This window comes from Sorangium sp. So ce1153 (genome assembly GCF_051521595.1).
Classification (GTDB): domain Bacteria; phylum Myxococcota_A; class Polyangia; order Polyangiales; family Polyangiaceae; genus Sorangium.
Map to the genome: position 1 here is coordinate 7,617,848 of NZ_CP150361.1, position 14,076 is coordinate 7,631,923.

The 14,076-nt window shown below is 73.0% G+C and carries 5 protein-coding genes; 2 read left to right on the forward strand and 3 right to left on the reverse strand.

Going from position 1 to position 14,076, the window contains the following annotated elements; genetic code table 11:
* The first annotated feature begins 211 nt into the window (after positions 1-211).
* Positions 212-2,557 carry a DUF1588 domain-containing protein gene (locus WME85_RS27415; protein ID WP_437825313.1) on the forward strand — a complete coding sequence of 782 codons (2,346 nt, stop codon included), beginning with the start codon at positions 212-214 and terminating at the stop codon, positions 2,555-2,557.
* Between the two features lie 8 nt (positions 2,558-2,565).
* Positions 2,566-3,840 (forward strand): DUF1501 domain-containing protein, encoded by a 1,275-nt coding sequence (locus WME85_RS27420; RefSeq protein WP_437825314.1) that lies wholly within the window; start codon positions 2,566-2,568, stop codon positions 3,838-3,840.
* A 60-nt stretch (positions 3,841-3,900) separates the two neighbouring features.
* Here WME85_RS27420 and pbpC read toward each other — a convergent pair whose 3' ends face one another.
* From pbpC to WME85_RS27435, 3 genes are all read right to left on the reverse strand, one after another.
* Entirely contained in the window at positions 3,901-6,414 is a 2,514-nt protein-coding gene (gene pbpC / locus WME85_RS27425; RefSeq protein WP_437825315.1) for a penicillin-binding protein 1C, read from the reverse strand.
* A 3-nt stretch (positions 6,415-6,417) separates the two neighbouring features.
* The gene (locus WME85_RS27430) at positions 6,418-12,189 is read right to left on the reverse strand and encodes an MG2 domain-containing protein (RefSeq protein WP_437825316.1); all 5,772 of its coding nucleotides are present in this window, start codon (positions 12,187-12,189) and stop codon (positions 6,418-6,420) included.
* Positions 12,190-12,402: 213 nt separating this feature from the next.
* Positions 12,403-13,701, reverse strand: a complete 1,299-nt coding sequence (locus WME85_RS27435; protein WP_437825317.1) for a Kelch repeat-containing protein — start codon at positions 13,699-13,701, stop codon at positions 12,403-12,405.
* Positions 13,702-14,076 lie beyond the last annotated feature (375 nt).

The following is a 14,076-nucleotide window of genomic DNA, read 5'->3' on the forward strand; positions in this document are numbered from 1 at the left end:
AGCGCGTAGCGGGGACGGCCCTCGAGAGGTTAGACTACGAGGCTACGCAGGAGATGGAGCAGGGCGATGTAGAGCTCGCTTCATCGGGCGTCGTTGACCGACAGCCCACGATGGGTTGTCGGTGTGTGGTTCCTTCAACGCGATTCGGGGCTCCGCTCTCCCGGTCCCCTCAACGCGGGGGCACGCGCAGGCGCTCCCGACGAGGATGCTTATGCCGAGAACAGGATGGTTACTCCGGAAGCGCGCCGTGACGGCCCTGGGAATCCTGGGGCTGTCCGCGGGGGCGAGCGCGCTCGCCTCGGTGTCCACCGGTTGCAGCAGCGAGGCCGACGGCCCGTGCATCTCCGACGAGCAGTTCTTCGCCGAGAAGGTGTGGGTCCCCATCCTCTCGACCAAGTGCATCGGTTGCCATAACCCGCAGGGGCAGGCCGCGGAGTCCAAGCTGGTCCTCGCCGGGAGCAGCGAGGCCGGCTTCCTCGACAAGAACCTCGCGACGTTCAAGTCGCTCGCGGGTCTCGAGCTCAGCGGTGAGTCCTACGTCCTCCTCAAGCCGACGAAGAGCATCGACCACGGCGGCGGCCACGTCATCGACGTCGATGGCCCCGAGTACGAGTCGCTGAAGGCGATGGTGGACCGCACGAAGGAGCCGTCGTCGTGCGAGACGGACGTCAACGCGTCCTTCGCCGACGTGCTGATGAGCGGGCCGGAGGAGACGCTCCGCACGGCGAGCCTGGAGATCGCCGGGCGCCTGCCCACCGAGGCCGAGCAGCAGGCCGTGGCCCAGAGCGGCATGGACGCGCTGGACCCGATCCTCGACCAGCTGCTCACGGAGGACGCGTTCTACGTGCGGCTGATGGAGATCTACAACGATCTCTTCCTCACCGACCGCTACCTGAACGGCGAGCAGGCCGTCGATCTGCTGAAGAGCGACGCGTACGACCCGAAGTGGTACAACAGCCTCCCGCAGGACCCCGCGCTCGTCGAGAAATACGGCGCGCGGGACCTGGAGGACGTGACGAACAAGCTGAAGAGCTGGACGAACCGCGCCATCGGCAGGGAGCCGCTCGAGCTCATCGCGTACATCGTGCGGAACGACAGGTCCTTCAAGGAGGTCCTCACCGCCGACTACACGGTCGTGAGCCCGTTCTCCGCCAAGGCCTACGGCGTGACGGCCGAGTTCCAGAACGACGCGGATCCGGAGGAGTTCGTCCCGGCGAAGCGCGACCCGGTCCCGCTCGCGGGCGTGCTCACCTCGCCCGTCTTCCTGAACAGACACCCGACGACGAGCACCAACAGGAACCGTCACCGGGCGAGGATGGTCTATCAGTTCTTCCTCGGCACCGACATCCTGAAGACGGCCGAGCAGCCGCTCGATCAGACGAAGATCACCGACTTCAATCCGACGATGAACAACGCGGCGTGCACCGTCTGCCACGCCGCGCTGGACCCGCTGTCCGGCGGATTCCACAGCTTCGACTCGGCGGGCCGGTACAAGGCGGACGACACCTGGTACGAGGACATGCGGCCGCCGGGCTTCGGGGCCGAGTCGGTGCCGTTCGGCGAGTTCCCGAGCGCGCTCTCGTGGGTCGCGAAGCGCGTCGCGGACGACCCCCGCTTCGCCCTCTCGGCGGTGTACACGATGTACACCGGCCTCACCGGGCAAAAGCCGCTCACCGCGCCGGCGAACGACGACCCGGAGTTCAGCGCCAGGTTCCGGGCGTACCTCGCGCAGTACCACGCGTTCAATGCGATGGCGCACGACTTCGCCGAGAGCGACTACAACCTGAAGACGGTCGTCAAGGCCATCGTCAAGAGCCCTTACTTCCGCGCGCGCAACGTCGCGCAGCCGTCGTCGCGGGGCGACGCGCTGACGCAGCTCGGCGGCACGCGCTTCCTCGGGCCCGAGCAGCTGCACCGGAAGATCTGGGCGGTGACCGGGTATCCGTGGCGCCCGCGGGCGTTCGAGGACAACGGCGACCGCTACGACTTCCTGCTCCGGCGCGACGCCTACCGGCTGCTCTACGGCGGCATCGACTCGGAGGAGGTGATCCAGCGGATCACGGAGCCGAACGGGATCATGGCCAACGTCGCCGACCGGATGGCGAACGAGATGGCGTGCATCTCGGTGCCGCGCGACATGCACCTCCCGCAGGAGGAGCGGCTGCTCTTCCCGTTCGTCGAGACGACGTTCGAGCCGCGGGACACGAACGAATTCGACGTGCTGCCGGCCGTCGAGGCGATCAAGAAGAACATCCAGTACCTGCACAAGCGGGTGCTGGGCGAGTCCCTGGAGCTCGGCGACCCCGAGCTCGACCGGACGTACAAGCTCTTCCTCGAGACGTGGGAAGAGGGCAAGGCGGGCATGAAGAAGGCGGAGGGCGAGGAGGGCCGGCTCTCGCAGTGGCTGCCCGGCGCCTGCCAGGTGCACAACGACTACTGGACCCGAGAGGGGCTGCCCGAGGAGCAGAAGCTCACGCGGGACGACAACTACACGGTCCGCGCGTGGATGAGCGTCATGACCTATCTCCTTTCGGACTTCAGGTTTCTTTACCAGTAGGAGCAGCCATGGAACGTCGAGATTTCCTCAAACTGGCATCGATGGCGGGCCTCGGCGTCGTCGCAGCGGGCTCGCTGTCGAGGGACGCCGCGGCGGCTGGCCCCTACTCGGGCCCCCTCTGGGTCCATATCCACGCGAGCGGCGGCTGGGACCCGACGAGCCTCTGCGACCCGAAGGGCGCGATGAGCGCCGACGAGCAGAAGACGCGGGAAGCGATGAACCGCAGCTACCTGAACGAAGAGATCGGGACCGCCGGGAACATCCGGTACGCGCCCGTCGGCGGCAACGCCGAGTTCTTCAAGAAGCACTACAGCAGGCTGCTCATCATCAACGGCGTCGACACAGGGACGAACAGCCACGACGCCGGCGTCCGCAACACGTGGTGCGGGACGCTCCGCGAGGGCAAGCCCGGCTTCGCCGCGCTCGTGGCGGGCGTCCACGGCGGCTCGCTGCCGATGGGGTTCATCAGCAACGGCGGCTACGACACGACGGCGAACGTCGTGCCCGTCACCCGCGTGCCCGACACAGGCCTGCTCCAGCGGCTCGCGTACCCGAACAGGATCGATCCGTCGAACAGCGAGAACCGCGAGCAGTACCACACCGACGCCACGATGACGCGGATCATGGAGGCCCGGCAGGCGCGGCACGCGGCGAGGCTCGAGCAGCAGCGGCTGCCCCACGTGAAGCAGGCGATGAGCACGCTCTTCACCTCGCGCGTCGGGCAGAACGAGCTGAAGCAGCTGATCCAGTTCCTGCCCGCGGAGTTCGAGAAGGCCTCGCTGCGGCGGCAGGCGCAGGTCGCGCTCGCGGCTTACCGCGCCGGCATCTGCGTCAGCGCGAACCTGTCGGTGGGCGGGTTCGACACCCACGGGAACCACGACGACAACCACATCCCGCGGCTCAGCGACATCTGCGACGGCGTCGACTTCCTCCTGACCGCCGCCGAGGAGCAGGGCCTCGCCGACCGGATCGTCATCGTCGTGGGCTCGGATTTCGGGCGGACGCCGGGCTACAACGAGGGCAACGGCAAGGACCACTGGAACATCACCAGCATGATGCTGGCCGGCGCCGGCATTCAGGGGAACAGGGTGATCGGCGCGACGGACGAGCGGCACAACCCGCTCGACGTCGATCCGGTCACGCTCGAGCCGAAGGAGGGCGGCGTCCGGATCAAGCCGGGGCACGTCCACAAGGCGCTGCGCAAGCTCGCGGGGATCGCGGAAGACCCGCTCGTGCAGCGATTCCCGCTCTCCGAGGAAGAAGACCTGCCGATCTTCGGGTGAGCACGGTAGCTCCCGCCGCAGCGTGAAGGCGGGGATGGGGCGCTCCCCTCGCCCCGCCGCTCACTCCACCGAGAACGCGATCTCCTCGCCGGCCGGAGCGCCGTCCGCCTCGACGCGGAGCCGGTGCGCGCCGGCGACGAGCGGCCAGTCGAGCGCGAACGGCGGGCCTACCTCGATCGGGCGGCCGTCGAGGACGAAGCGCGCGCGGCGCACGCCCGGGGGGACGTCGGCGCGGAGCCGGATGGCCTGCAGCGAGTTGACCGAGGGGTCAAGGACGAACCGGGCGCCGTCGGGCGGGTACGCGACGCGGACGGGTGCGCCGGGCGCCCCTGCGCCGGATGCGCCGTCGCGCTCGGGGAGCGCGCCGCAGAGGGGCGACGCCTCGTCGGGCGCGACAGGGCGGCCGGACGCGCGCGCCCAGGCGGTGAGCTCGGCGTCGTAACGCTCGAAGACGCGCTCCTCGACCGCCGCGTCGGGACACGCGCCGGCGCGCAGGCCGTTGCGGCGATCGACGCGCACGGCCTCGTGCATGTCGCACGGCGCGATCGCCGCGGCGTCGCCGCGCGGGAGGAGCTCCCGGCGGCGGTGCGGGCACGCCGCCGTGGGCCGCATGCCGGAGAGGCTGCAGACCTCGACCTCGGCGAGCTGATCGGGATCGGGCGGGTCGAAGGGGCGCGGCGGCCGGACGCGCGCGGCGGCGAGCATCGCGTCGCGGAACAGCGGGCCCGCGCCGGTGATGCCGCTGATGCCGCCCATCGGCGAGCCGTCGAAGTTGCCGACCCAGACGGCGACGGTGACGTCGGGCGTGAAGCCGACCGCGATGTTGTCGCGGAACCCCTTGGACGTGCCCGTCTTGGCGGCCACAGGGAACGGCAGGTCGAGCGCGCTGCCCTCGCCGAACGACGCGAGCCGCGCCTTGTCGTCGGCGAGGATGTCGACGATCACCCGGGCGCGCGCGGCGTCGAGGACGCGCGGCGTCGAGGACGCGCGCGGCGCGTCGGTCCACGCGCGCACCGCGCGCACCGGCAGGTAGAGCCCGCCGCGCGCGAGCGTGGCGTAGGCGTTCGCGAGATCGAGGAGGCGGACCTCGCCGTCGCCGAGCGCGATCGCGACGCCGTAGCGCGACGGCGCGCCGTCGAGCGAGCGGAGGCCGAGCTCCCGGAGGCGCTCGAGGACGCGCTCGGGGCCGAGCGCGGCCGCCGTCCAGACGGCCGGCACGTTGTACGAGCTGGCGAGCGCGTCCCGGAGGCGAACCGGGCCGTGGAAGCGCCCGTCGTAGTTCCGCGGCGCGTAGCTGCCGTCCGGGGTCGGGAACGAGAGCTCGACGTCGGGCAGGACGGTCGCGGCGGTGAACCCGAGGCGCTCCATGGCGAGCTCGTAGACGAACGGCTTCAAGGCGGAGCCGGGCTGGCGCAGCGCGAGGACGCCGTCGTTGTGGCCGAGCCCGGCGGCGTCGTCGATGTCGTGCGAGCCGACGTACGCGAGGATCTCGCCGGTCGCGTTCTCGAGGACCACCACCGCCGCGGCGCCGACGTCGCGGTCCGAGAGGCCGCGGACGGTCTGCTGCGCGAGGACCTCGATCTCGCGCTGGAGGCCGCGATCGATCGTCAGGGTGATCGCGCTCGCCCGGCCGCGCGACGGCGCCGCGCCGGGGCGCTCGGCGCCCGGCTCAGCGCCGCCGTCCAGCGCCCCGCCGAGCACGGCGCGGACGAGGTGCGGCGCGCCGAGGCCGCTCCCCTTCGGGGCGAGCGCGATCGGCTCCGCGCGGGCGCGGGCCACCTCGGCCTCGCCGGCGAGGCCGGCCGCGAGCATGCGATCGAGCACGCGGTTCCTGCGGCGCTCGAGCGGCCCCGTGCCGCGGCGCGGGTCGTACAGCGCAGGGCCGCGCGGCATGCTGGCGAGCGCGGCGGCCTCGGCGAGCGAGAGATCCGCGGTGGGCTTGTCGAAGTAGAAGCGGCTCGCCGCCTCGACGCCGCGCAGGCCCGGGCCGAACGCGACGCGGTTCAGGTACTGCTCGAGGATCTCGCGCTTCGAGAGCGACGCCTCGATGCGCAGCGCGAGCGCCATCTCGCCGAGCTTGCCGCGCACGGTGCGGGGGCGCGGCACGAGCGTGCGCGCGAGCTGCTGCGTGATCGTCGAGGCGCCCGAGACGACGCGCCGCTCCGCCGCGAGCTGGCCGAGGGCGCGCGCGATCGCGACCGGATCGACGCCGGGATGGAGCGAGAACCGCCGGTCCTCCGCGGCCAGGAGCGCGCGCTGGATGCGATCGCCGGCCTCGGCGAGCGGCAGCCAGCGCGCGCGTGCGCCGTCCCCGGCGCGGAGCTCGCGCAGCACCGTGCCGTGGCGGTCGTACAGCACCGTGGACACGGCGTGCTCCTCGGTCGCCCGGAGCTCCGTCGGGAGCGGTGTGAGGGCCGCGATGAAGGCGAGCAGGAGCCACGGGGCGACGGCGGCCGCGAGCGCGAGCCGCGCCGCGCCGCGCAGGGAGCGCGGCGAGCGCGGGCGGAGGCGGGCGAGCCACCGCGCGATCCACCGCACGACGCGGCCAGCCCACGGCGGAGAGGGCGCGCGCACGGGTCAGCGCGGACGCGGGGCCGCGTCCGTCCTTCGGCTCGAGACCTTCACCGCGATGGCGCCCGTCCGGCCGAAGACCTCGGGGGTGTACATCTCCTCCGCGCGGGCAGGCGGGACGACGAACGAGCCGAGCGTCGTGGCGCGCGCGAGGTACCGGTACCGGTACATGCCGGCGGCCATGTGATCGACGAAGAACAGGACCCTGTCGTCGCGGATCTCGCGGACGAAGCGGCTCGGCTCGTACGCGCGGCCGGTCGCGCGGAGGTCGTCCTGGTCGACGTCCGCGTCGGCGTCGTCCGCCGCGGCCTCCGCGGCGTCGACGTCGAGCGAGCGCGCCGACGTCGCGAGGCGCGCGTCGACCGCCTCGAGGCCGGCCGGGAGCGGATCGTCGATGACCACGAAGTCGCGCGGCGAGGGCGTCACCACGACGATCTCGCCGAGCACGAGGTCGCCGCCGGCGAAGCCGAGCGACGAGGGCGCCGCGCCCGCCGCGCCGCCGGAAGGCGCCGCGCCGCCGAGCGCCGCGGCGAGGTCCTCGGGCGCGAGCGCGCGCAGCGACTTCTCGATGTAGAACCCGCGGTCGAGCGCCGCCGTCGGGAGCTGCTTGCGCGCGTAGCGGAGCCGCGCCTCGTAGAACAGGCGGCCGCGCCCGTCGACCGCGAACGAGAGCGGCGCGCCGCCGGCGCTCGCGAGCCTCGCCGCGGGGATCGACGTCCTGGCCTGCTCGGTCGTCGCGCCGTGGAACGGGGCGGAGAACAGCTCCGCCTGCCCGAGGAACACGCGCGCGTCGAAGTCGGGGGGCGTCTTCTCCTGCGCCTTCCGGTACTGATCGAGCGCGAGCAGCGCCCACGCCGTCTCCTGGGTGCTGCGCCACGTGCCCCCGCGGCGATCCGCGAGCAGGCCCGCCGCGAGCCGCGGCGCGAGCGGGTGAGACGGCCGCGCGGCGAGTAGCGCGCGCAGCACGAGCGCCGAGGTGCGGGCCTCGGAGTCCATGAGGACCGCGTACGCGTCGCCGTGGTTGTGGACGGCGCGCGCGAGCGGGCCGTCGAGCCGCAGCGCGCCCTCGAGCTCGCGCACCAGCTCATCCACGGCCGCCCTGTCGCTCTTGCCGATCACCATCGCGTGCGCGAGGAGCGCCTTCGAGAAGAGCGGCAGCTTCTCGCGCTCGTCGAACAGCCGGCTCGCGCGCCCGGGGTCCGGCGCGCCGTTCGCCGCGAGCACGTCGACGATGAAGGGCGCCGTCGCCTGCAGGAGCGGATCGTCGCCGGCCTCGTTGAGCTTCGCGCGCAGGAAGGATATCGCGCGCTCCATCGCGTCCGCGGGCACCGCGACGCCGTAACGCCTGGCCTCGCCGAGGCCCCACAGGGCGTACGCGGTGGTCCAGAGATCCGCGCGGTCCGACTCGGCGAAGAAGCCGAAGCTCCCTTCCCCGCGCTGGTGCGAGAGGATCTCCCGCACGGTCTTGCCGATCACCGCCGCGAGGTTCTGCGGCAAGGCGATGCCGTAGGCCTTCGCGAGGTCGCGCAGCGACAGGAGCGGCACCATGCGGCTCGTCAGCTGCTCGGTGCACCCGTACGGGTACTCGAGGAGCTGCTCCACGCCGCCGGCGAGGCCGACCAGCGCGGTCGACGAGAGGCTCACCGTGAGCCCTCCGGTGTCGTCTCGGATCGCCGACAGGTCGCCGAGCCGCTCCGCGCTCGCGGTGGTCGTGTCGCCGTACAGCGCGACGGCTTCCGGCGAGATGGGCGTCTTGATCTCGCGGGTCACCTCGACGACGTCCTCCGCGCCGCCGCCGGAAGCGCGGAAGCGCAGCGTCGCCGGTCCGGCCCGCGGCGCCGAGAGCGCGAAGCGGACCTCGGCCGACCCGCCCGGCGCGAGCTCGACGGCGCGCTTCGCGCCGCCCGTGAGCGTTAGCCCCGACGCCGTGACCTCCACCTCGACCGTCGTCGGCTTCCCGAGCCCCTTCGACGTCACGACGACGCCCGCGTCGATCGCGTCGCCGGCGCGGAGGAAGCGCGGCAGCGCCGGCCGGGCCATGAGCGGGCGGCTCGCCGTGACGCGGGACTCGCCGTAGCCGAACCGATCGTCCTCCGCGGCGACGACCGCCATGATCCGGTAGGTCGTGAGCGAGTCGGGCAGCTTGAAGCTCGCGTGCACCTGCCCGGAGGCGTCGGTGACGAGCGCGGGGTGGTAATAAGCGCTCTGGCGGAAGTCGCGGCGCACGCCCGTGCTGCCGCTGGCGCCGCCGCCGCCCGCGCGCCCCTTGTCGGCGCCGAGGTCCGCGAACGGGTTGCGCACGCGGGCGAGCGCCTCGCGCGTCTCGATCGTCGCCACCTTCAAGCTGCGCGGCGCGCCGAACACCGGGATCGGATCCGGCGTCTCGTAGCCGGTCAGCGACAGCACGCCCTCGTCCACGGCGTAGAGCGTGACCTCCGCGCGGGCGGGCCGGCCGCCGCGGTCGCGGACGTCGACGTCCACGCGGATCGGGTCGCCGGGGCGGGCGTCCGCCTTGTCCGGGCGGACGCGCACCGCGAGCCGCTGCGCCTCGGGGTTCACGCGGAGCGGCGCGTAGCCGAGGCGGAACGCCGGCGCGCCGACGTCGGGGCCCGCCGCCCCGCCCTTGCCCGGCGCCGGCGGCGGCCTGGTCCGCCCGCGGAGGAGCAGCACGGACACGAACGCGTTCGGCCGGAGGTCGTCCGTGATCGGGACGTCGATCACCGGCATGGCGCCCGCGAGCTTGACCCTCCGGCGCGAGGAGATCCCCGCGCGCTCGACCGTGACCAGCGCGTCGGCGGCGGCGAACGGCGACTTCACGATCACGCGCGCCGTCTGCCCGACCTCGTAGCTGTCGCGGTCGGGCACGAGCTCGACCTTGAGCTCGTCGCTGTCGCCGAAGCCGCCGCCGCCCTCGCCGAGCGCGTAGACGCCGGCCGCGGCGCCCACGGGGTTGCCGCGGCGATCCCTGGCCGTCGCGTGCAGGAGGTAATAGCCCCCGGACGGGATCGTGAGCCCGCAGCTCCGCGGCGCCGCCGCCGTCGTGACGCCGCAGCGCGCGACGACCTTGTCGACCGGCACGGTCACGCTGCGGTACGCGCTGCCGCTCCCCTCGCGCGCGAGCGTCCACGTCCGCTGGACGAGCTCCACCCCGACGGCGACCTGCGCCACCCGCGCCCCCTTCGGATCGACGGCGAGGATCTCGGGCCGGAGCACGTCGCCCGCCTTCGCGAAGCGCTCGGGCTCCTTGAGGGCGACGTAGAACTCGGCCGGGTGCACGAGCGCCGTCGAGCTCCCGGCGATCGCCTGCCGCGACACGTCCGTGATCTCCGCCTCGCACGTCACGAGCTCGGTGCCGCGCTGCCCGGGCATCGCGAGCGTCGCGCCGATCGCCGCCTGCCCTGTCGCGTCGAGCTTGTCGCGCGCGCTCTGCACCTCGTGCTCGCGCGGGGCCCGGTCCGGCAGCGCGTCCGTGAGCTCGTCCTCGCTGACCGTGAAGCCCTCGATCCCTGGCGGAGAGAAGGCCGCCGGCCCGCGCGTCACCGAGAGCCTGGCCTCGGCGTTCGTCATCGGCGCCCCGAACAGGTAGTCGCCGCGCGCGATCCAGCGCGCCTTGTCGCCGCGGACGTAGCTCGGCCTGTCGCTCTCGACGCCGACCTTGAACTCGGCGGGCCTGTACTCGGCCACCTCGACGCTGCCCGTCACGTGCGGCCACCCTGCGTCGCCGCCCTGGACCGTGGCGGAGAGGCTGTACGTGCCGAGGCGCGCCGTCTCCGGGATCTTCACGTCGACCGAGAACGTCCCGAAGGCGCCGAGCGACGGCGACTGGGTGACGATCGCCTCGCCGTCGGGCCCCTCGACCTTGAACGCGACGCTCTTGCCGGCCGGCGTCTTCGTCCCGCGCGCCGCCTCCTCGCGGAGGATCCCCTTCACGCGCACGGTGTCGCCCGGCCGGTAGATGCCGCGATCGGAGAACACCATCCCGAACGGGCGCGCCTCGCTGAAGTCGGACGGCGCGCCGAAGCGCCACCCGCTCAGCGAGTCGGCCACGCGGCGGTACGTCCAGTCGTCGCCCGCGCGCGCGAAGATCACGCCGCGCTCCGCCCCGGAGGTCTCGGGCCGGAACGCCTCCGCGGGGACGGTCGCGAACCCGTCTGCGTCGGTGAGCACCGCCGAGGGCGCGCGCATGTCCGGGGTCCGGATCCACACGCTCGCGCCGGGCACCGGCGCGCCCGTCGACAGGCGCGTCACCCACACGAGCGAGCCGTGCGGCGACACCTTCGCGCTGATCCCGAGGTCGGTCACCTGCGCGATCACCGCCTCGGAGGTCGTGCGCGCGTGCCGCGTCCCGGGCCGCGCCGTGTAGCTGATCCCGATCGCCAGCGGCCCGCGCTTGCCCTCGCCGCCCAGCACCTCGCTGGCGCGCACGAGGTGCGTCGCCGGCGCGTTCGTCGCGGCGGCCGGGCGGAGGACGGACTGCTTGCCGGAGGGCAGCGCCGCGATCTCGCTCATCTTCGGGCTCCGCCCCGGGCTGTTCGGGTCGGCCTCCAGGGCGAGCACCGCCTCCTCGGTCATCGCGCCGACGGCGAGCGACAGCTCGCGCACGTTCATGGACACGACCGGGATCTCGCGCCGCTGGGCCGGCTCGAAGACGCTCCCGGTGAGCCCGATCTGCGCCTCGGGCCAGCGGTCGCCGAACGCGACCTGCAGGGTGCCGGCGCCCGCGAGCGCCTGCCCGTGCCCGTCGCGCAGGCCGGCGGCCACGCGCACCTGATAGCTGCGCCCCGGGACGAACGCGCCGCCGAGGGGGATGTGGCTCGTGAGCTCGTCGTCCTCCAGCCACGACGGCCACCTCAGCTTCACGGCGGGCTCCACCGAGATCGCCCGCTTCGCGTCCGCGAGCCGGACGGGGTTCGAGAAGGCCAGCGTGAACCCGCCCTCGGCCGCGCAGCGCCCCTGCGGCGTGTCGCGATCGCACTCGGCGTTCAGGAGCCGGAGCGGCCCGTAGGTGCGGTACGAGAACCGCTGCTCCTCGCCGGCCGGCAGCGGCCCCTCGCGGCCACGGAGGCCCTCGGACACGACGAGCTCGATCTCGCTGTCGCGCGGCAGCGGGGCGCGCGGGACGAGCTCGGCGAGCATCTCGTTCTTCGGGTCGGGGCGGCGGACCTCGAACGCGACCTTGGCCGAGCGGCCGCCGGCCCTGAGGGACACGCTGCGGGAGATCTCGGCGGCGTCGACGGGCTGGTTGAACCGGAGCTCGAACCGCGTCTCCGGCTCGAGGTCGTCCTTGCCCGACCAGGGCTCGACGCGCGCGACCCTGGGCAGCTCGGTGCGGAAGGCGAGCGCGTAGGGCGCGGCGAGCGCGCTGCCGTCGAGCGCGCGGGTGCCCGCCGGGACCTCGACGGTGAACGCGGTGCCGCGCGGCAGGTGGCCCTCGGGGACGAACGTGAGGCCGCTGGTGCCGACCCAGCGCCAGCGCCCGGGCGCAGCCGGCTTCAGGACCGCGGGGGCGGCGGCCTCGCCGCCGGCGAGGTCGAGCGGCCGCATCGGCCGGTTGAACACGAGGCTGATCTCGGCGGGGCTCGTCGTCTGCCCGCGGGGGGTGCCGAACACCACCGCGAACGGCCCCTCCGGGGATTTGCCGCCCGCGTCGAGCGCGCCGGGGGCGAGCGTGCCGCGGGGCGGCACATTGGGGGCGCGCGCGCCCTGGACGCACGCGAGGCAGAGGGCGATGGCGGCCAGGGCGGCGGGCGCGGACCGGAGGCGCGGAGAGGCGGACATGTGCCGCGACTCAGCAACGGTGGTGCCGCGGGCGCAAGAGGCCTGTCGGCAGCGGAAGCGGGGAGCGCGATGTGGCAGGCGGGACACACCCGACGAGCGGCGGTGACGCGCGGCCCCCCGCCCTGGCGTCCTCGGCCGTGCCCTTCATCCGGGCTGCGCGGCCGAGCGGCGGTGGAGGTCGAGGCCCGCGTTGGCCAGCTCGGCGCATGTCTCTCAGTCGTCGCCGGCGAGGGGGATCGTCAATCTCCACATGTCGTTGAGCAGCACCGGCGCGAACTCCGCGGTCGCTCCCCCGAAGATGTAGAGCTCGTAGGCCGTGGCGGTCCTGCGAGAGAAGGAGAACTGGCCGAACCTCGGCGCCGGCGCCGGCCCCGCCATCGCCGTGTCCACGCGCGTCCAATCCTCGGTGTCGAGATCGAAGTACCAGACATCGGACAGGGTGGTACCGTCGAACTGGCTGCCTCCGAAGAGCCAGATTCGATTGGCGCGCTCGTCGGCGAGCAGCTTCGCGTTGTCGCGGTGGCCCGGTCCGCTGTCCTCGTCGAAGGCGATCTGCTCCCACGTCTCCGTGTCGACGTCGAGCATCCAGAGATCGCCGAGGTAGTTCTCCGGCGTGAACAGGCCGGTCCCGTTCACGGCGTCGTTCGTGTATCCGCCGTAGACCAGGAGGGCGTTCCAGCCCTCGGCGTACGCGAGCGGATGATGGGCTCGAGCGCGCGGGACAGGCGAGCCGGTCGCGACCTGCTTCCAGCCGTTCTTGTAGCGAACCAGGCTGTGCTGGAGGCCGTCCGGGCGGTTGATGAAGCCCGATAACGTCGACGACGAGCCTGAGAAGGCGTACGCGACGGTCTTGTGCTTCCCCTTCCCTCGCACGGCGACCGCCTCCGTGGAGCGATTCGCGAGCCCGACTTCGGCCGGATTCTGCGCGATCTGCGTCCACCCGTGCACCGGATCGAACCGGAACGTGTCCTGGTGCGTGAGATCGAGCCCGCGCCGGAAAGGGCCTCTCCCGCCGGAGACGATCAGGGCGTCGTCCTCGGCGACGCTCCACATCATCGCCTCGGCCCGGGCGGAGGGCCCGCCTGTGTACTCGCCGAGATCGTGCCAGGTCCGCGTGTCGACGTCGAAGACGCTGAAATCGGCCACGGCCTCGTCGTCCGGGTACGTCCCGTTCAACCCGCCGAAGATGTAGAAGCGGCCGTCCTGATACGCGCTCGAACCGTCCCAGAGGGCGTCGGGGATGGCTCCGTTCTGCGCGATCGCGGTCCAGTAGGGCAAGCTCGACGGGGCGGTGCTCGGGTGGTCGCCGCAGCTCGTCGTCGAGTGAACGCGGCCTCTCCCTCGATGCGCGGAGAGGCGCTGCGCATCGGTCAGCGCGGCCTCGTCCCCGCCGAGGCGCTCGTGGATCTCCGCCGGCGCTTGCGAGCAGCCGCCGGCGAGGAGCGCGGAGACGATCGGGACAAGGATACGGAGGAGGGAGGCGATCGGGACAGGCGTACCTTCAAGGGTCATGAGTGTTCTCCGGCTCCAGTGAGGGCGCCCGCGGCAGGGTCGGGCCGCAGGCGACGCGACGAGGACGCGATGGGGACGCGACGAGGACGCGATGGGGAGCGACGAGGACGCTACGACGGCGCGCGCACCGGCGACAGGTGCACGTTCGTCGTATTGCGGAGCGAGGGCGAGGTACGGTAAAATGCTCCGTTTTGTGCGCGTGCCGTCAGGCTCCTCGCGGAGGGCCGGTCCCGTTCACCGCGTCGTCGTGGTTCCGGCCCCATGAGGGATAGACGCGACGCGGCTCCATGTCATCGGACAATGGATGTGCGCTGGCCGGATATGCAGTCAAACATCGTGCCCGCAGCGCCCTTCCGGCGTCGCGTGAGGCACGCC

What these genes read in the sequence shown, in the direction of transcription:
- WME85_RS27415 (WP_437825313.1), top strand. Translation starts at nt 212, where the DNA reads ATGCCGAGAACAGGATGGTTACTCCGGAAGCGCGCCGTGACGGCCCTG.
- WME85_RS27420 (WP_437825314.1), top strand. Translation starts at nt 2,566, where the DNA reads ATGGAACGTCGAGATTTCCTCAAACTGGCATCGATGGCGGGCCTCGGC.
- WME85_RS27430 (WP_437825316.1), bottom strand. Translation starts at nt 12,189, where the DNA reads ATGTCCGCCTCTCCGCGCCTCCGGTCCGCGCCCGCCGCCCTGGCCGCC.
- WME85_RS27435 (WP_437825317.1), bottom strand. Translation starts at nt 13,701, where the DNA reads ATGACCCTTGAAGGTACGCCTGTCCCGATCGCCTCCCTCCTCCGTATC.